The sequence below is a fragment of the Labedaea rhizosphaerae genome, assembly GCF_004362825.1.
Lineage (GTDB): Bacteria > Actinomycetota > Actinomycetes > Mycobacteriales > Pseudonocardiaceae > Labedaea > Labedaea rhizosphaerae.
On the sequence record NZ_SNXZ01000006.1, the window covers coordinates 126,090 to 143,248 of the forward strand.

The window sequence follows — 17,159 nt, forward strand, 5'->3', positions numbered from 1 at the left end:
GGGTGCCGACCGATGTGTCGGTACGAAGTGTCACTATGTGCGGTATGAAGGCACGTGTCCTGGTAGTGGACGACGACCCAGCACTCGCCGAGATGCTCACCATCGTGTTGCGTGGCGAGGGCTTCGACACGGCCGTGGTTGCCGACGGTTCCCGGGCCCTGCCCGCCCTGCGTGAGCTGAAACCCGACCTCGTGCTGCTCGACCTCATGCTGCCCGGCATGAACGGCATCGACGTGTGCAAGGCCATCCGCTCGGAGTCGGGCGTGCCGATCGTCATGCTGACCGCGAAGAGCGACACCGTCGACATCGTGCTGGGCCTGGAGTCCGGCGCCGACGACTACGTGGTCAAGCCGTTCAAGCCCAAGGAGCTCGTCGCCCGGGTGCGCGCGCGGTTGCGCCGCACCGACACCGAGCCCACCGAGACCCTCGCCATCGGCGACCTCACCATCGACGTCCCCGGCCACGAGGTCACCCGCGACGGCAAGGCCATCCAGCTGACCCCGCTGGAGTTCGACCTGCTGGTGGCCCTGGCCCGCAAGCCGCGCCAGGTGTTCACCCGCGAGGTGCTGCTCGAGCAGGTCTGGGGCTACCGGCACCAGGCCGACACGCGCCTGGTCAACGTGCACGTGCAGCGCCTGCGCTCCAAGGTCGAGCGCGACCCCGAGCACCCCGAGGTCGTGCTGACCGTGCGCGGTGTCGGTTACAAGGCAGGCCCTCCGTGAGCAGGACCGGCTGCGCGTGAGTAATCCGCTCACCCGCGCCGGACGTGCCGTGGTCAGGCTCGTCGCCCACGGCGCTGTGCTGACCAAGCAGTACACCGTGCGGTTCAGCGAGCTGTGGCGCCGCTCGCTGCAGCTGCGGGTGGTGGTCAGCACGCTGGCGCTGTCCTCGGCCGTGGTGTTCGTGCTGGGCATGGTGCTGCAGAACCAGATCACCGAACGGTTGCTGGACACCAAGAAGCAGGCCGCGCTCTCGGAGCTGCGGGTGGCGACCAACATCGCCGAACGCGAGCTCGCCGGCATCAACCCGATCACCGACCTGGTGCGCCAGCGCCTCGCCAGCGCGCGCAACGGCATCACGTCGTCCTCGCCGTCGGTGTCCGCGGCCGACCAGGAGACGACCAGCGCCGCGTTCGACTCGGCGGCGGGCGCGTTCGAGCCGGTGCTCGTGCAGGACAGCCCGGACATCACCGCCGAGAAGCGGGCGTCCGCCGGTCCCTACGCCGACGTGCCGATGTCGCTGCGGCACTTCATCTGGAACGGCCAGACCGCGAGCCAGATCTACACCGTCGACCGGGACAACGGCCGAACGACGTTCCTCATGGTCGGCGCGCCGCTGAACGTGGCCCAGCCGATGCAGATCTACCTGCTGTTCCCGTTGACCGCCGAGCAGCGCACGATCAGCGTCGTGCAGAGCACGCTCATCGCGGGCGGGCTCGTCCTGCTGTTGTTGCTGGCGGGCATCACGAACCTGGTCACCAGACAGGTCGTGCGCCCGGTGCGCAGGGCGGCGCAGGCCGCGGAACGCTTCGCCCAGGGCGAGCTCGACGAGCGGATGGTGGTCGCCGGCGAGGACGACGTCGCGCGGCTCGCCCAGTCCTACAACCAGATGGCCGAGTCGATCGAGCAGCAGATCCGCCAGCTCGAGGAGTTCGGCCAGCTGCAGCGCCGGTTCACCTCCGACGTGTCGCACGAGCTGCGCACCCCGCTCACCACCGTGCGGATGGCCGCGGACGTGCTGCACGCGTCGCGGGCGCAGTTCCCCGCGGGGCTCGCCCGCTCGACCGAGCTGCTGGTCGACGAGCTCGACCGGTTCGAGTCGCTGCTCGGCGACCTGCTGGAGATCAGCAGGCTGGACGCGGGCGTGGAGGAGCTGCTGGCCGACCTGACCGACGTCGGCGCGATCGCGTTGCGGGCCGCGCAGTCGGTGCGGGTGATCGCGGGCAACGCGGGCTCGCCGATCGTGCTCGAACTGCCACCCGGCGAGACCACGGCCGAGGTCGACGCACGCCGGGTCGAACGCATCCTGCGCAACCTGCTGGCCAACGCGATCGACCACGGCGAGGGCCGCCCGGTGCGCCTGCGCATGGCCCGTGACGACGACACCCTGGCCGTCACCGTGCGCGATGAGGGTGTCGGCCTGCGCGTCGGCGAGGCCGACCTGGTGTTCAACCGGTTCTGGCGCGCCGACCCGTCGCGCAACCGGCACACCGGCGGCACCGGCCTGGGGCTCGCGATCAGCCTGGAGGACGCGCGCCTGCACGGCGGCACCCTGGAGGCGTGGGGCGAGCCGGGCACGGGCGCGTGCTTCCGGCTGACGTTGCCCCGCAGGCAAGGCACCCCGCTCGGACCGAGCCCGCTGCCGTTGCCGCCGCAGGACGACGCCGGCGATCGGGTGACGGACTTCGAACTGGTGACGGTCGAGGGCACCAGCGAGGCCGCCGACTTACCCGAGCACGAGGAGGTTGGATGAGCAGGCTGCGCGCGATCCTCACCGTCCTGCTCCTGCTCGCCGTGGCGGCGGGCTGCGCGAACATCCCGGAGCAGTCCAACCCGCAGGTCGCGGGCACCCAGGACACCAGCGAGCCGGAGAACACGGTCGTGCCCATCGACCGCGACGCCGACCCGCTGACCATCGCCCGTGACTTCGTCGCGCACGCCACCAACGTCGACGTCGCCAAGCAGTACCTCACCCCGGAAGCCCAGAAGACGTGGGAGCCCGAAGCGCAGCCCACGATCATGGAGAACACGTACAACACGATCCCGCCGCCGGTGCAGGAACCGAACAACAAGGGCAACGAGCAGACCGTGCTGATCCACGGCACGAAGGTGGGACGGCTCGGCCCCGACAACTCCTTCATCCCGGCGCCCGGCGCCTACGAGGACAAGGTCACCGTCCAGCGCCAGGCCGACGGCCAGTGGCGGGTCAGCAAGCCCCCGGCGACCACCGCGATCACCCTCGACGAGTTCCGGTCGGCCTACCGGCAGGTGCCGCTGTACTTCTTCGACTCCGAGCTGAACATCCTGGTGCCGGACCTGCGTTACGTCGCGCAGCGACCGAGCCAGGGCCTGCCGTCGCGGGTGCTGCAGGAACTGCTCGCCGGCCCGTCGGACATGCTGGCCGGCCCGCTGCGCAGCCTGCTCGGCGACGCGGCCAACCCCAGCGCCAGCGGCGTCGCGGGCGAGGACGGCGACCTCGTGGTCAGCCTGACCGGCCTCGGCAACGCGAACCTCGACACCCGCAACAAGATCGCCGCGCAGATCGTCCTGTCGCTGCAGGGGGTGGCCACCGGCGGTGTGATCAAGCTGCTCGCCGACAACACCCCGCTGGTGCCGGGCAAGCCCAAGTGGCGGGCCTCCGACGTCCCCTCCTACACGGCGCCCACCACGCCCAGCCCCGACCTGCCGGGCATGTTCGTCTCGAACGGGCGGGTGCGTTCGCTCAAGGACGGCAACCCGATCCCCGGCCCGGCGGGCGCGGGCCAGTACAACGTGCAGAGCGCCGCGCAGTCGATCAACGGTGCCCAGCTGGCCGTCGTGGAGAAGTACGGCAACAAGATGCGGCTGCGCGTGGGCAAGGTCGACGGACCGCTCTCGATCGTGCCGCTCACCGCGAACACGATGACCCGGCCGACCTGGCGCCCGGGCGCCAACGAGCTCTGGACGGTGATCAACGGGACGACCGTGGTGCGGCTGGTGCGCACCAAGGACGGCACGTGGGCGCCGGGGTCGATGAACTCGTCCACGCTCGCCTCGTTCGGCCCCATCACCACGATGCGGCTCTCGCGGGACGGCACGAGGCTCGCGATGGTGGCGGGCGGGCGGCTCGCCGTGGCCGGGGTCGACCGCAACGGGGACACGGTGAGCGTGCGGCTGCCCCGCCGGTTGATGGAGGACCAGCTGCAGGACGTGGTCGACGTCGACTGGATGGGGCCGTTCACCCTGGCGGTGGCCGCCGATGAGGGCCGCGACTCGGTGCTCAGCGTCCCGTTCGACGGGTCGCAGGAGGTGCCGTACGACATCTCGAACCTGACCCTGCCGGTCCGGTCGATCGCGGCGGCGCCCAACAGCCCGCTGACCGTCACCGACAAGGAGTCCCGCGTGTGGACCTCGTCGGTGCCCGGTGAGGCGTGGCGGTCGCAGGGTGTCTCCGGCTTCAGCGACCCGCTCCCGTTCTACCCGGGGTGACCGTTCGAAAACTGTCGGTGGTCGCTGGCATCCTGCCGCCATGACCAAGACCACCGTGTTCGACCTGCTGGTTCCCCTGCGTTGCGCGGGCTGCGACGGCGCGGGCGCCGCCTGGTGCGCGTCGTGCGCGCGCACGCTCGCCGACCCGTTCCCGGTGGGTGCCGGTCGCTACGCCCTGGCCCGCTATGCCGCCGAGCCGCGCCGGGCCGTGCTCGCGTTGAAGGAACGCGACCGCCGCGATCTGGTCGTGCCGCTGGGCCTCGCGCTGGCCGAGGCGTTGCCGCGCGTGCCCGAGGCCCGGGCCGCGCCGGACGGCCGGTGGTTGCTCGTGCCCGCGCCGTCGCGCCCGTCGGCGAACCGCCGCCGCTGGGGTGGTCACCTGCCGGCGGTGGCGAAGGCGTGCGCCCGGTCGTTGTGCCGAGCGGGCCAGCCCGCCGTGGTGGTGCCGGCGTTGCGCCTGGACCGCCGGGCCAAGGACTCGGTCGGCTTCGACGCGGCCGCGCGCCGGGCCAACCTGGCCGGCCGCGTCCACGTGGTGCGCAAGGCCTTGCCACCCCGCGGTTCCCCGGTGGTCCTGCTCGACGACGTGATCACCACCGGTGCCACGGCGGCGGCGTGCAAGGAGGCACTCCGGGGCGCCGGGGTGCGGGTGAGCGCGACGCTCGCGATCACCGCGGCCCTGCCGGCTCGCTGACCCGTGCTTGATCAAAAAAGTTCGGCTCGCGTGTTTTCCGCCGCCACCCGCCGGACACCCGCAGGGCCATGCGCCAGGCTCGACGCAGTACCGCCCCACCAGCGCGGTTCGTCGGGTCTCGAACCTCTGACCAGGCAAAAGATCCACTCGTTACCTCCGCATACCCCCGATCGGGTGATTTCGTTCCCCGGGAACCTCGGTCGTCCGCCGCCCGTTCACCAGACATGAGGCGGCACCGCGAGCACCCCCAGGATCGGGAGACGATCGCCCGGGGGCCGCGCGACCGCCGTGGTGGACCCCCGGACGAGTGCCGGTCGATGCGCCGGTGGGGTGAATCCGGGTCCGCTCATCTGGACGTGCGGGTCACGGTCGGGTATCGGCGCGACAACTGGCCCGTCACGCAGCACAAGATCGTCATCGGCGGTCCATCGCCCGTCAAGGGGACTGTTGCTCCTCGGCACACCGGGCTAACGTGCTGCGCTATCAGCGATTCCGGTTCACCGGGAGGAGGCGATCAGCCCATGTCCCTGGCGCCGGAGGTGCGTTGAGCGCGACGGCCCGTTCCGGGAGACGTCCCGCCACCGGCCCGCTCGCGACTTCAACCATCCGCTCGCCGTTCCGGCGCCGCAGTTCAGTGACCGAACGAGGTACTCGCAGCAAAGCGAGGGAGGTCGTGTATGGACATCGTCGTAAAGGGCCGTAACGTTGAGGTGCCCGATCACTATCGGGCCCACGTCGAGGAGAAGGTAAGCCGCCTCGAGCGTTACGACCGCAAGGTCATCCGTTTCGACGTCGAACTCTTCCACGAGCCCAACCGCCGGCAGGCCAAGAACTGCCAGCGAGTCGAGATCACCGTCAACCGCAGGGGAGCCGCGGTCCGCGCCGAAGCGTGTGCGGCCGACTTCTACGCCGCTCTCGACTGCGCGGTGACCAAACTGGAGAACCGACTCCGCCGCCTGCACGACCGCAGGCGGGTCCACTACGGACGACGAACGCCCGCGTCCGTCGCGGCCGCGACGAACGGCGAACCGGTCAACGGCGCGCAACTCGCGTCGACCGCCGTGCTCGACGCACCGGAACTCGAAGATGATGTGGCCGAACCCGGCATTCCACGCCAACGCTGGGACGACGGCGTCGCCGACCAGCAACCGGGCCGCATCGTGCGGGAGAAGGAGCACCCCTCCACCCCGATGCGCGTCGACCAGGCCCTCTACGAGATGGAACTGGTCGGACACGACTTCTACCTCTTCGTCGACGCCGAGACCGGCCGCCCGAGCGTCGTCTACCGACGCAAGGGCTTCGACTACGGCGTGCTGAGCCTGACCACCTGACCTCCATCCGTGTGATGACGGTGCCCCGGGACGGCTGTCCCGGGGCACCGTCATGCCGGTGACCTGCCGAAACCGCCCATGGAACTATGGTGCGACGTGTTCCGTTTCATCTAGAGGCAACCGTTGGCCACTGCCGTCGGTACCTGGTGCGCGACGCGTTGCCTACGATGACCACGAAGGCGCCCGCTCCAGGGCGCGCCGCCAATCTGTAGTGAGGTCGACCGGATGGTGCTGTCCCGAGTGCTCCGCGCGGGCGAGGGAAAGATTCTCAAGCACCTGCGCCGCATCGTCGCGCAGGTCAATTCGCTTGAGGACGACGTCGCCGACCTCTCCGACGAGGAATTGCGGGCGAAGACCGACGAGTTCCGCGAGCGCTACCAGGACGGCGAGTCGCTCGACGACCTGCTGCCCGAGGCGTTCGCCGCGGTCCGCGAGGCCGCTCGCCGGGTGCTGGGCCAGCGCCACTTCGACGTGCAGCTCATGGGTGGTGCCGCGCTGCACCTCGGTTACGTCGCCGAGATGAAGACCGGTGAGGGCAAGACGCTCACCTCGGTGCTCGCCGCCTACCTCAACGCGATCTCCGGCGACGGCGTGCACGTGGTCACCACCAACGACTACCTGGCCAAGCGCGACGCGGAGTGGATGGGCCGCGTCCACCGCTTCATGGGCCTCAAGGTCGGCGCGATCCTGTCGGAGATGAGCCCGGACCAGCGCCGCGAGTCCTACGCCGCCGACATCACCTACGGCACGAACAACGAGTTCGGCTTCGACTACCTGCGCGACAACATGGCGTGGAGCCTCGAGGACTGCGTCCAGCGCGGCCACAACTTCGCCATCGTCGACGAGGTCGACTCGATCCTCATCGACGAGGCTCGCACCCCGCTGATCATCTCCGGCCCCGCCGACGGTTCGTCGCGCTGGTACCAGGAGTTCGCGCGGCTCGTGCCGATGATGAAGAAGGACACCCACTACGAGGTCGACGAGCGCAAGCGCACCGTCGGCGTGACAGAGTCGGGCGTCGAGTTCATCGAGGACCAGCTGGGCATCGACAACCTCTACGAGGCCGCGAACACGCCGCTGGTCGGTTACCTGAACAACGCGATCAAGGCCAAGGAGCTCTACAAGAAGGACAAGGACTACATCGTCCGCCAGGGCGAGGTCCTGATCGTCGACGAGTTCACCGGCCGCATCCTGGCTGGCCGCCGCTACAACGAGGGCATGCACCAGGCGATCGAGGCCAAGGAAGGCGTCGAGATCAAGGCCGAGAACCAGACGCTGGCCACGATCACCCTGCAGAACTACTTCCGGCTCTACGACAAGCTCTCCGGCATGACCGGTACCGCCCAGACCGAGGCGGCCGAGCTGCACCAGATCTACAAGGTCGGCGTCGTCCCGATCCCGACCAACCGGCCGATGGTCCGCAAGGACCAGGCCGACCTGATCTACAAGACCGAGGAGGCGAAGTTCCAGGCGGTCGCCGAGGACATCGCCGAACGGCACGAAGAGGGCCAGCCCGTGCTGGTCGGCACGACCAGCGTGGAGCGCTCGGAGTACCTGTCGAAGCTGCTGTTGCGGATGGGCATCCCGCACGAGGTGCTCAACGCCAAGCACCACGACCGTGAGGCGCTGATCGTGGCGAGCGCCGGGCGCACCGGCGCGGTCACGGTCGCCACCAACATGGCCGGTCGCGGTACCGACATCGTGCTCGGCGGCAACGCCGACATCATCGCCGACCACGAGCTGCGCGATCAGGGCCTCGACCCGGTGGAGACGCCGGAGGAGTACCAGGCGGCCTGGGACGCGATGATCGAGGACCTCACCGAGGAGTGCCGCCAGGCCGGTGAGGGCGTGCGCGAGGTCGGCGGTCTCTACGTGCTGGGCACCGAGCGGCACGAGTCGCGCCGCATCGACAACCAGCTGCGTGGTCGTTCCGGCCGCCAGGGTGACCCGGGTGAGTCCCGGTTCTACCTGTCGCTGGAAGACGAGCTGATGCGCCGCTTCAACGCGGCGATGGTCGAGCGCGTGATGACCACGATGCGCCTGCCCGAGGACGTGCCGATCGAGGCCAAGCTGGTCACCCGCGCGATCCGCAGCGCGCAGACGCAGGTGGAGCAGCAGAACTTCGAGATCCGCAAGAACGTCCTCAAGTACGACGAGGTCATGAACGAGCAGCGCAAGGTGATCTACGCCGAGCGCAGGCGCGTGCTCGAGGGTGAGGACCTGTCCGAGCAGGTCGAGCACATGATCAACGACGTGGTGACCGCGTACGTCGAGGGCGAGACCGCCGACGGCTACGTCGAGGACTGGGACCACGAGAAGCTGTGGACGGCGCTGAAGACGCTGTTCCCGCTCTCGCTGAAGTGGGAGGACGTGGTCGACGAGCACGGCGACCTCGACTCGACCACGTTGACCGAGGTCATCGTCGCGGACGCGCACCGCGCCTACCGCGAGCGCGAGGCGGAGATCAACGCCCAGGTCGGCGAAGGCGCGATGCGCGAGCTGGAGCGGCGGGTCATGCTGTCGGTCCTGGACCGCAAGTGGCGCGAGCACCTCTACGAGATGGACTACCTCAAAGAGGGCATCGGCATGCGTGCCCTGGCCCAGCGCGACCCGGTGATCGAGTACCAGCGCGAGGGCTTCGAGATGTTCAACGCGATGCTCGACGCGTTGAAGGAGGAGACGGTCGGCTTCCTGTTCAACCTGCAGGTCGAGCAGCAGGAGCAGCCGCAGGTCCAGCTGAGCCCGTCCGCGTTGCCGGCCCAGGTGACGGCGGCGGGCCAGCAGGCCCAGCGCGTGCACGAGCAGCGCCGGGCCCAAGCCGCCCAGGCCGCCCGTGCCGCGCAGCTGGCCGAGCAGGAGCGGGCGCAGCGGCAGGTGCCCACCGCCCTGCGCGCCCGGGGCCTGGACCAGCCCGCGGCCGCGCAGCAGCGCCTGACCTACAGCGGCCCGGCCGAGGACGGCCAGGTCAAGTCCCGCGGCAACGGCAACCGCACCGGCGGGGCCGCTGGTGGCGGCGGCGAGGGCGGCACCCGCCGCGAGCGCCGGGAGGCGGCCCGCCAGCAGGCGAAGCAGGCCAAGAAGGGCGCCCGCCGCTAAGCACCGAAGCCGGAGCCGAATACCCGCCCACGCCGCGCGTGGGCGGGTATTCGCGTCTTGAAGTCCTTGTCAGGCAATGACTTCCAGTGTGGTGCAGACCCAGCCGTCGGTGCGGCGGTCGAGCCGTACGGCCACCGCTCTGTCCTTATCGGACACCCCGGTGGCGGCGATGGCGGTCAACTCGATCGCCCGTTCGGTGGGCCGGCAACTGTGCAGGCGCCGCAACCGGTACCGCACCCCGGAAGCCTCCTGCGCGCGAGCCGTCGCGGCCGCGCGCACGTCCTCGGTGATCAGCATCTTCAGCTGTGCCACCGGCCGGCTCCCGTCGAGGACCTCCAGCAACGTCGCCACCAGCCGGACGAGCCGGTGGTGCATCTCCGGTGGTTCACCCCAGGTGGGCCCCGGCGGGGTCGGCGGCAGGACCCGCAACGGCGGCGACGCGCGGCGGGCACGCCAGTCCCGCAAGGGCCGGCCACGCGGTGGTTCGTAGGCGGGCAGGGTGTGGATGGCGGCCAACGCCGTTCCCCCAGCAGTCAGTAGGTGCGGACGCCCAACAGAGGCGCCGGCCCCGCGTGCCAGGGCAGCAACCACCCCATCCGGTGAGTTACCGTGACGCGGTGTTGCGGGCCCTGATCGTCGACTACGCCGGTGTCCTGACCGATGTCGACGGCGACCCGCAGCGCGAACCGCCGATCCTCACCGCCGTCCGCGCGGCCCACGAGCGGGGCATCCGCACCGCGATGATCTCCAACGCCGAGGTCGGACCCGACTGGTTGCCCGACGTCTTCGACGCCGTCGTGCTCTCCGGCGAGGTCGGCCTGGCCAAGCCCGACGTCCGCATCTTCCGGCTCACCGCCGACAAGCTCGGCGTCGCGACGAGCCAGTGCGTGTTCGTCGACGACCTCATCGGCAACGTCCGGGGCGCGGTCGCCGCGGGCATGGTCGGCGTCCACCACCGCCGCGCCGAGGCCACCCTCGCCGAGCTGGCGGCCCTCCTACCCTGAGCGCCGCCGCAACAGCTCGAAGCACAACACGGCCGCCGCGCTCGCGACGTTGAGCGACTCCACGCCACCGCTCATCGGGATCGACACCCGGTCGGTCACCGCCTGCGCGACCTCCGGCGACACCCCGGCCGTCTCGCTGCCCAGCACGAACGCCGCCCGCGGCGGCAGTTCGGCCGTGAAGAGCGACTGCCGCGCGTCCGCGGCCAGCGCGAACAGCGGGTACCCGGACTCCCGCAGCAAGGCGGCCGCGTCCGCGGGGGTCGGGCACCGCAACACCGGCGCGTGGAAGGCCACCCCGGCCGACGCCTTCACCACCATCGGGTCCAGCCCGGCCACGCCGCGGCGGGGCACCACGATGCCGTCGATCCCGGCCGCGGTCGCCGTGCGCAGGATCATGCCGACGTTCGCGGGCGTGGTGATCCCGTCCAGCAGCAACACGCTGCGCGGGGGCCGGGGCTCGCGCAACGCCTGGCTCAGCAGGCGCATCCGGGGCGCGACCACGTCGGCGAGCACGCCCTGGTCCTGCTTGCCGTTGCCCGCGAGCACCTTCACCCGGTGCGCCGACGCCCGCTGCACCCGGACCCCGCGCGCCGCGGCCGCGTCGAGGATCTGGGCCGCCGCCTGGCCGCGGGCGGTGTCGGCGAGCACCACCTTGTCCACCGACAACGCCGGGTCGGCGAGGGCCTCGAGCACGGGCTTGCGCCCGTACACGGTGACGAACCTGTCCTTGGGCGACGTGCTGGTGTCCACGCCCGGCAGCATTCCACGTCACCTGCGCGGCCACGCGGTGTGTCAGGATCGGTTCATGCCGGACCGCCTGTCAGCGCTCGACGCGTCCTTCCTCTACCTGGAGGACGCGACGACCCCGATGCACGTGGGCAGCGTCGCGGTGTTCCGCAAACCCCGCTCCGGCTTCGACTACGAGCAGTTCGTCCGGTTGATGGAGCAGCGGCTGCCGATGGTGCCGCGCTACCGCCAGAAGGTCGTCCAGGTGCCCGGGCACCTGGCCCGGCCGGTCTGGATCGACGACACCGATTTCGACCTCACCTACCACGTGCGCCGCTCCGCGCTGCCCAAGCCGGGCAACAGCGAGCAGCTGCGCGAGCTCGTCGCCCGGCTGGTGTCGCGGCCGTTGGACAAGGACCGGCCGCTCTGGGAGGCCTACCTGGTCGAAGGCCTCGCCCGCGGGCACGTCGCGCTGATCACCAAGACCCACCAGGCGATGGTCGACGGGGTGCGCACGATCGACATCGCGCAGGTGATCCTCGACAACAGCCCGTACACCGACCACACCGCGGACTCCGGTGAGGAGAGGTGGCTGCCCCGGCACCCGCCGAGCCAGGCGAAGCTGGTGCTGGACGCGGTCGCGGAGACCGTGCAGAGCCCCAAGGCGGTCGTCGAGAACGCCCGCGCCGTCGCCGGTGACGTGCTCACCGGGGCGCGCCGGTTCGTCTCGTCCGTCGGCGGCGTCGTGACCGCGCGCCCGGCGGCGTCCGGCCCGCTCAACGTGCCGATCGGCAACCAGCGCCGGTTCGCGATGGCGCGGGTGCGCTTGGCGGACGTGCGCGCGGTCCGCGCGGCGCACGGCGGTACGGTCAACGACGTGGTGCTCGCGATGGTCGCCGGTGCGTTGCGCGGCTGGCTGTTGTCGCGTGGTCGGGAGGTGACCTCGTCGGCGCAGGTCCGGGCGCTGGTGCCGCTCGCGGTGCGCGACGAGGAGGTCGACGGCGCGGTGCCGGGTCTGCTCGGCAACCGGGTCACCCCGTACCTGGTCGACCTGCCGGTCGGCGAGCCGAGCGCGGTGGTGCGGCTGAACCACATCAGCCACGCGATGCTCAAGCACAACGACTCGGTGCGCTCGGTCGCGGCGAGCGCGCTGCTGCGGGTCACCGGGTTCGCGCCACCGACGTTGCACTCGCTGGGGGCGCGGGCCGCGAACTCGTTCTCGAACCGGATCTTCAACCTGGTCGTGACCAACGTCCCGGGGTCGCAACAGCCGTTGTATGCGGGCACCGCGCGGATGACCGAGATGTACCCGGTCATGCCGCTGGCCCGCAACCAGGCGCTCGCGATCGGCGTCACGTCCTACGACGGCGGTGTCTACTTCGGACTGACCGGCGACCGGGACGCGATGTCCGATGTGGACGTTCTGGCACGCATGCTGGAGGAGTCGTTGGAGGAGCTGTCCATGGTGGTACGCGCATGAGGGTCTACATCCCGGCGACGATCGCCATGTTGCGCAAGCTGAGCGAGTCCGGCGAGCTGACCGCGCTGGGCGGCACCGCGTTCGCGGTCACGCCCGCGTTCCGCGAGTCGTACGCGACCGGCGGCGACGAGGAGCTGGAGTACGCGGCCATGCTGGATGCCAGCCGGGCGTCGCTGCGGCTGCTGGCGGCGGAGCTGGCCGAGGACCCGAAGGCGATGCCGCGACGGGTGGTCGTGTCCGCGGACGTCGAGGACGTGCAGCTGCGCCCGGACCTGGACTTCGCCGTCGTGCGGCTGTCCGGGCCGGTGCCGATGCGCGAGGTCGCGGCCGTGCACGTGGACACCGAGGAGGCCGAGGACGCCGTCCGCGCGGCCAGCGAGGTGATCGACAAGGCCGACCTGGGCGACCCGGACGCGGAGTTCACCCTCGGCGACGCCGAGGACTTCGAGCTGGCCTGGTACGCGACCCAGGAACTGCCGTTCCTGCTGGACCTGATGTAGCGCGACACACACCGCGCACCCGCGGCACCTCTCGCGCCCCCTGTTTCCTCGCGCGCGCCCGCGTGACCCCAGCCCCCACCCGTCCCGGGGGCACCCCTGCAGCCAGTCTATCGAGGTCAAGGGGGTTGTGGGCCGCTGTGGGCGAATCTGTGGATAACCCGGGGTTGCGAAGGGCAGCCTGTGGACAGGTGGTTTGCCAACGCGGCCGAAGCAGGATGGAATGGCCTGGAACCCGGCGGGCCCGCACCACCCCCGTGGGCCCTACCCGAGCACAGATCAGACACAGATCAGACAGGAGGCGAGCCAGCCGATGGACGCCGTTTCGTCCGTGCCCGCACCGTCCAACGAACCGGTGCGCGGCTACGCGCCGGGGAGTCCGGAGCGGGAGTCCTTGCAGCGCCGCATCGCCGAACTCGAGGGCGACAAGCACGAATTCACCATGACCATCGGCGGCAAGCACCGGATGGCGGGCGGTGACGCCGTCGACGTCGTGCAGCCGCACGACCGCGCGCACGTGCTGGGCGTCGCCGCGCAGGCCACCCAGCAGGACGTGGCCGACGCGGTCGCCGCGGCCAAGCAGGCCGCGCCCGCGTGGCGTGCCCTGCCCTTCGACGAGCGCGCCGCCATCCTGTTGCGCGCCGCCGACCTGCTCGCCGGGCCCTGGCGTGACACTCTCAACGCCGCGACCATGCTCGGCCAGTCCAAGACGGTGCAGCAGGCCGAGATCGACAGCGCCTGCGAGCTGATCGACTTCTGGCGCTTCAACGTGCACTTCGCGCGCCGGGTGCTCGAAGAGCAGCCGATGTCCAGCCCCGGCATGTGGAACCGGTTCGACCACCGGCCGCTCGAGGGGTTCGTCACCGCGATCACCCCGTTCAACTTCACCGCGATCGCGGGCAACCTGCCCACCGCGCCCGCGCTGATGGGCAACACGGTCATCTGGAAGCCCTCGCCCACCCAGTCGCTCGCCGCGCACTACACGATGCGCCTGCTGCAGGCGGCCGGCCTGCCCGACGGCGTGATCAACCTGGTCACCGGCGACGGCGTCGCGGTCAGCGAGGTCGCCCTGGCCGACGAGGACTTCGCGGGCCTGCACTTCACCGGCTCCACCAAGACGTTCAAGTACCTGTGGCGCAAGATGGCCGACAACCTCGACCACTACCGCAGCTACCCGCGCATCGTCGGTGAGACCGGTGGCAAGGACTTCGTCGTCGCGCACCCGTCGGCCGACCCGGCCGGCCTGGCGACCGCGCTCGTGCGCGGTGCCTACGAGTACCAGGGCCAGAAGTGCTCGGCCGCCTCCCGTGCGTACATCCCGCGTTCGCTGTGGGAGGGCGGGGTCCGCGACCAGCTGGTCGACACCGCGAAGTCGCTGTCCTTCGGTGACGTGACCGACTTCAGCCACTTCGGCGGTGCGGTGATCGACGACCGGGCGTTCACCAAGCACAGCGAGCTGTTCGAGCAGGTGCGCAACGAGAACCTGGTCGAGATCCTCGCCGGTGGCGTGGCCGACGACCGGGTCGGCTACTTCGTGCAGCCGACGGTGCTCGTCGGCGACGACCCGCACCACGACGTGTTCACCACCGAGTTCTTCGGCCCGATCCTCGCCGTGTTCGTCTACCCGGACGAGGACTACTCGAAGATCCTCGACCTGGTCGACACGTCGACCCCGTACGCGTTGACCGGTGCGGTGTTCGCCACCGACCGCGCGGCCGTGGAGGAGGCCCACCAGGCGCTGCGATTCAGCGCGGGCAACTTCTACGTCAACGACAAGCCCACCGGGGCGGTCGTCGGCCAGCAGCCGTTCGGCGGTGCGCGCGCCTCGGGGACCAACGACAAGGCCGGGTCCATCTACAACCTGCAGCGGTGGGTGAGCCCGCGGGCGGTCAAGGAGACGTTCGTGCCGCCGACCGCCCACGGGTACCCGCACATGGGCTGACCGAGGGGGAACGGTCTGCTCCTGTTCGGTCAAGCAGGAGCATGACCTTCCGACCCACCGTGGGACTGGTGGCCGCCGCGATTGTGGCGACCACCACTCCCACGGTCTCCAGCACCGCCGCGCCATCCACCGCGAGCCCGGCGGGCCAGGTGCGGTTCACCCACCTCGACGGCCGCTTGACGTATTCGGTCAGCGGTCAGGACCGCAACAACTTCCGCGCGTTCAGCGGGCCGGACCGCCAAGTGCGTTGTCCAGCAGCAACTGCACGTTCGTGCCGACGCCGTCGTCGAGGTACCCGGAGGTGTCCAGCACCGGCACGACCACGATCACCGCGGACGAGCGAACCGCCACCTCGCTGGTGACCGTGGCCGCGCCGCGGCCCACGGTGACCGACCACAGTGGACGGATCGCGGTGCGCACCGACGCCACCGGCGCGAGCTGGACCATGAGCGCGTTCGTCCCCGGCTCCAATCGCATGGTGGTCAACGCCGCCCCGGCGCCGCTGGTCGGCATCCGTAGCACCATCCTGAAGTGGGCCGCCATCTCACCCGGCCGGGCCGGTGGCACCGGTCCCGACGACACCTACGACGCGGCGTTCCGCGACGACGGCGCCATCCCCGCGGACCAGCACTTCGTGGACCGCGACGGATCGCGCGGGCAACCGGATCACCCAGACCATCGCGGGCGCCCACACGATCAACGCACTCTGAGCACAAAACGAGGGCGTTCCCGGAACACCGGGAACGCCCTCGTTCGTCTTCGGACCGCCGCTGGCGGTAGTCGGATCAGGCGGCGGCGCGCGCCGCCCGGTCCGCGGCACGCAGCGGAGCACCCATCTCGTGCAGGTGCTCCAGCACCAGCCGGTAGGAGCGCGCCAGGCTGGTTTGCGTGTACGGGATGCCGTGCGCCACGCAGAACCGCTCCACGATCGGCTGCGCGTGCTTCAGGTGCGGGCGCGGCATGTTCGGGAACAGGTGGTGCTCCACCTGGTAGTTCAAGCCGCCCATCAGGAACTCGATGAACCAGCCGCCGCGGACGTTGCGGGACGTCAGGACCTGCTTGCGCAGGAAGTCCAGGGACTCGTTGGTCGTGGTCGGCATACCCTTGTGGCTGGGCGCGAACGAACAACCCATGTAGACGCCCCAAAGCGCCTGGTGCACCACGATGAACAGCACGGCGACCCCCGGCGACAGCACAAGGAACGCCGCCGTCAGGTACCCGACGATGTGCAGGGTCATCAGCGCGCCCTCGATCTTGCGCATCTTGGTGTCACCGCGGAAGATCGCGCGGACGCCGGCCAGGTGCAGGCTCAGGCCCTCGAGGGTGAGCAGCGGGAAGAACAGCACCGCCTGGTGCTTGGCCATCCAGCGCAGGAACCCCTGCTTCAGCTTCGCTTGCCGGCTCGTGAAGGCCAGCGCGGCGATGTCGATGTCAGGGTCCAGGTCCTCGTGGTTCGGGTTCGCGTGGTGGCGGTTGTGCCCGTGCATCCACCACTGGTAGCTCATCCCGACCAGACCACCGTGGACGGTCCCGATCACGTCGTTCGGTTTGCGGGTGCGGAAGATCTGCTTGTGCCCGGCGTCGTGGCCGATGAAGGCCAGCTGGGCGAAGATCACCGCGAGACCGATGGCGACCAGCAGCTGCCACCAGCTGTCGCCGATGAAGGCGAACGCGACCCAGGCGCCGGCCAGGGCCAGCAGGTTCACGGTGATCCGAACGGCGTAGTAGCCGTGCCGGCGGCGCAGCAGGCCGGCGTCCCGCACCTCGCGGGAGAGCGCCGCGTACTCGCTGCCGGTCGCGGCCAGCGACGTCATCGGCTAGAGCGCTTGTCGGTGTCTGACGAGAAGTGGGCGGCGCGGTCCGGGTGCTGCACCGCTTGCTGGTTCATCGGCTCGGTTTCGGCCGGGTGGCTGAACACCACGCGGGCCACCGGGTCCGGGCGCCGGGGTTGAATGTCGTTCTGCATAAGGGAAATCTCCTCAAGAAGTCGTGGGGGAGAGGGTGCCGGGCGCGCGTGGTTCGGGGTGAATCAATAGGAACCAGTACTGCCGATGTGGCCGTCGGGTCAGGGGCACTGCCTGCTCGGCAGTGTCGGACCGCTTCGGTGCTCCTCGCAACCGGTCTCGCGGCTCGGCGAATCAACTCTCCGTGGCCAACGCTACTCCACCGCCCTCGGACACGCCAGGAGGCGGGCCGTGGCGG

Annotated in this window: 14 protein-coding genes; 10 read left to right on the plus strand and 4 right to left on the minus strand. The window is 70.4% G+C overall.

Annotated elements, in window-relative coordinates; genetic code table 11:
* Positions 1-44: 44 nt before the first annotated feature.
* The 6 genes from mtrA to secA all read left to right on the plus strand — a co-directional run bounded on the left by mtrA (position 45) and on the right by secA (position 9,308).
* On the plus strand, positions 45-722 hold the full coding sequence (gene mtrA / locus EV186_RS29490; protein ID WP_133852743.1) for an MtrAB system response regulator MtrA: 678 nt from the start codon (positions 45-47) through the stop codon (positions 720-722).
* Between the two features lie 16 nt (positions 723-738).
* Positions 739-2,472 (plus strand): MtrAB system histidine kinase MtrB, encoded by a 1,734-nt coding sequence (gene mtrB, locus EV186_RS29495; protein WP_424983614.1) that lies wholly within the window; start codon positions 739-741, stop codon positions 2,470-2,472.
* Entirely contained in the window at positions 2,469-4,187 is a 1,719-nt protein-coding gene (locus EV186_RS29500) for an LpqB family beta-propeller domain-containing protein (protein ID WP_133852744.1), read from the plus strand. The genes mtrB and EV186_RS29500 overlap by 4 nt, the downstream gene beginning before the upstream one ends.
* Positions 4,188-4,227: 40 nt before the next feature.
* Entirely contained in the window at positions 4,228-4,881 is a 654-nt protein-coding gene (locus EV186_RS29505) for a ComF family protein (RefSeq protein ID WP_133852745.1), read from the plus strand.
* 677 nt (positions 4,882-5,558) lie between these two features.
* Positions 5,559-6,212 carry a ribosome hibernation-promoting factor, HPF/YfiA family gene (gene hpf, locus EV186_RS29510; protein ID WP_133852746.1) on the plus strand — a complete coding sequence of 218 codons (654 nt, stop codon included), beginning with the start codon at positions 5,559-5,561 and terminating at the stop codon, positions 6,210-6,212.
* Positions 6,213-6,437: 225 nt separating this feature from the next.
* Positions 6,438-9,308, plus strand: a complete 2,871-nt coding sequence (gene secA / locus EV186_RS29515; RefSeq protein WP_133852747.1) for a preprotein translocase subunit SecA — start codon at positions 6,438-6,440, stop codon at positions 9,306-9,308.
* A 69-nt stretch (positions 9,309-9,377) separates the two neighbouring features.
* On the opposite strand, the gene EV186_RS29520 is transcribed toward secA, so the two are convergent.
* Complete coding sequence (locus EV186_RS29520) at positions 9,378-9,824, minus strand: Rv3235 family protein (protein ID WP_133852748.1); 447 nt, start codon at positions 9,822-9,824, stop codon at positions 9,378-9,380.
* Positions 9,825-9,907: 83 nt separating this feature from the next.
* Here EV186_RS29520 and EV186_RS29525 point away from each other — a divergent pair, with 83 nt between their 5' ends.
* Complete coding sequence (locus tag EV186_RS29525; RefSeq protein WP_424983618.1) at positions 9,908-10,312, plus strand: HAD-IA family hydrolase; 405 nt, start codon at positions 9,908-9,910, stop codon at positions 10,310-10,312.
* Here EV186_RS29525 and EV186_RS29530 read toward each other — a convergent pair.
* A complete protein-coding gene (locus EV186_RS29530; RefSeq protein ID WP_166659386.1) occupies positions 10,304-11,074 on the minus strand; it encodes a TrmH family RNA methyltransferase in 771 nt (256 codons plus the stop codon). The two genes, EV186_RS29525 and EV186_RS29530, sit on opposite strands and share 9 nt — an antisense overlap.
* Before the next feature lie 43 nt (positions 11,075-11,117).
* On the opposite strand from EV186_RS29530, the gene EV186_RS29535 reads away from it, so the two are divergent.
* From EV186_RS29535 to pruA, 3 genes are all read left to right on the plus strand, one after another.
* Positions 11,118-12,518: a WS/DGAT/MGAT family O-acyltransferase gene (locus tag EV186_RS29535; protein WP_133852749.1), complete on the plus strand. Its 1,401-nt coding sequence runs from the start codon at positions 11,118-11,120 to the stop codon at positions 12,516-12,518.
* Positions 12,515-13,018 carry a DUF6912 family protein gene (locus EV186_RS29540; protein WP_133852750.1) on the plus strand — a complete coding sequence of 168 codons (504 nt, stop codon included), beginning with the start codon at positions 12,515-12,517 and terminating at the stop codon, positions 13,016-13,018. Before EV186_RS29535 ends, EV186_RS29540 begins: the two co-directional genes overlap by 4 nt.
* Positions 13,019-13,328: 310 nt before the next feature.
* Positions 13,329-14,957, plus strand: coding sequence for an L-glutamate gamma-semialdehyde dehydrogenase (pruA, locus tag EV186_RS29545; RefSeq protein WP_133852751.1), 1,629 nt, complete (start codon positions 13,329-13,331; stop codon positions 14,955-14,957).
* 222 nt (positions 14,958-15,179) lie between these two features.
* On the opposite strand, the gene EV186_RS29550 is transcribed toward pruA, so the two are convergent.
* Together EV186_RS29550 and EV186_RS29555 are read right to left on the minus strand one after the other, a co-directional pair.
* Positions 15,180-15,470 carry a hypothetical protein gene (locus EV186_RS29550; protein ID WP_133852752.1) on the minus strand — a complete coding sequence of 97 codons (291 nt, stop codon included), beginning with the start codon at positions 15,468-15,470 and terminating at the stop codon, positions 15,180-15,182.
* Positions 15,471-15,742: 272 nt separating this feature from the next.
* Entirely contained in the window at positions 15,743-16,771 is a 1,029-nt protein-coding gene (locus EV186_RS29555; RefSeq protein ID WP_133852753.1) for a fatty acid desaturase family protein, read from the minus strand.
* Between the last annotated feature and the right edge of the window lie 388 nt (positions 16,772-17,159).

What these genes read in the sequence shown, in the direction of transcription:
- mtrA (WP_133852743.1), top strand. Translation starts at nt 45, where the DNA reads ATGAAGGCACGTGTCCTGGTAGTGGACGACGACCCAGCACTCGCCGAG.
- EV186_RS29500 (WP_133852744.1), top strand. Translation starts at nt 2,469, where the DNA reads ATGAGCAGGCTGCGCGCGATCCTCACCGTCCTGCTCCTGCTCGCCGTG.
- EV186_RS29505 (WP_133852745.1), top strand. Translation starts at nt 4,228, where the DNA reads ATGACCAAGACCACCGTGTTCGACCTGCTGGTTCCCCTGCGTTGCGCG.
- hpf (WP_133852746.1), top strand. Translation starts at nt 5,559, where the DNA reads ATGGACATCGTCGTAAAGGGCCGTAACGTTGAGGTGCCCGATCACTAT.
- secA (WP_133852747.1), top strand. Translation starts at nt 6,438, where the DNA reads ATGGTGCTGTCCCGAGTGCTCCGCGCGGGCGAGGGAAAGATTCTCAAG.
- EV186_RS29530 (WP_166659386.1), bottom strand. Translation starts at nt 11,074, where the DNA reads ATGCTGCCGGGCGTGGACACCAGCACGTCGCCCAAGGACAGGTTCGTC.
- EV186_RS29535 (WP_133852749.1), top strand. Translation starts at nt 11,118, where the DNA reads ATGCCGGACCGCCTGTCAGCGCTCGACGCGTCCTTCCTCTACCTGGAG.
- EV186_RS29540 (WP_133852750.1), top strand. Translation starts at nt 12,515, where the DNA reads ATGAGGGTCTACATCCCGGCGACGATCGCCATGTTGCGCAAGCTGAGC.
- pruA (WP_133852751.1), top strand. Translation starts at nt 13,329, where the DNA reads ATGGACGCCGTTTCGTCCGTGCCCGCACCGTCCAACGAACCGGTGCGC.
- EV186_RS29550 (WP_133852752.1), bottom strand. Translation starts at nt 15,470, where the DNA reads ATGCCGACCAGCGGCGCCGGGGCGGCGTTGACCACCATGCGATTGGAG.
- EV186_RS29555 (WP_133852753.1), bottom strand. Translation starts at nt 16,771, where the DNA reads ATGACGTCGCTGGCCGCGACCGGCAGCGAGTACGCGGCGCTCTCCCGC.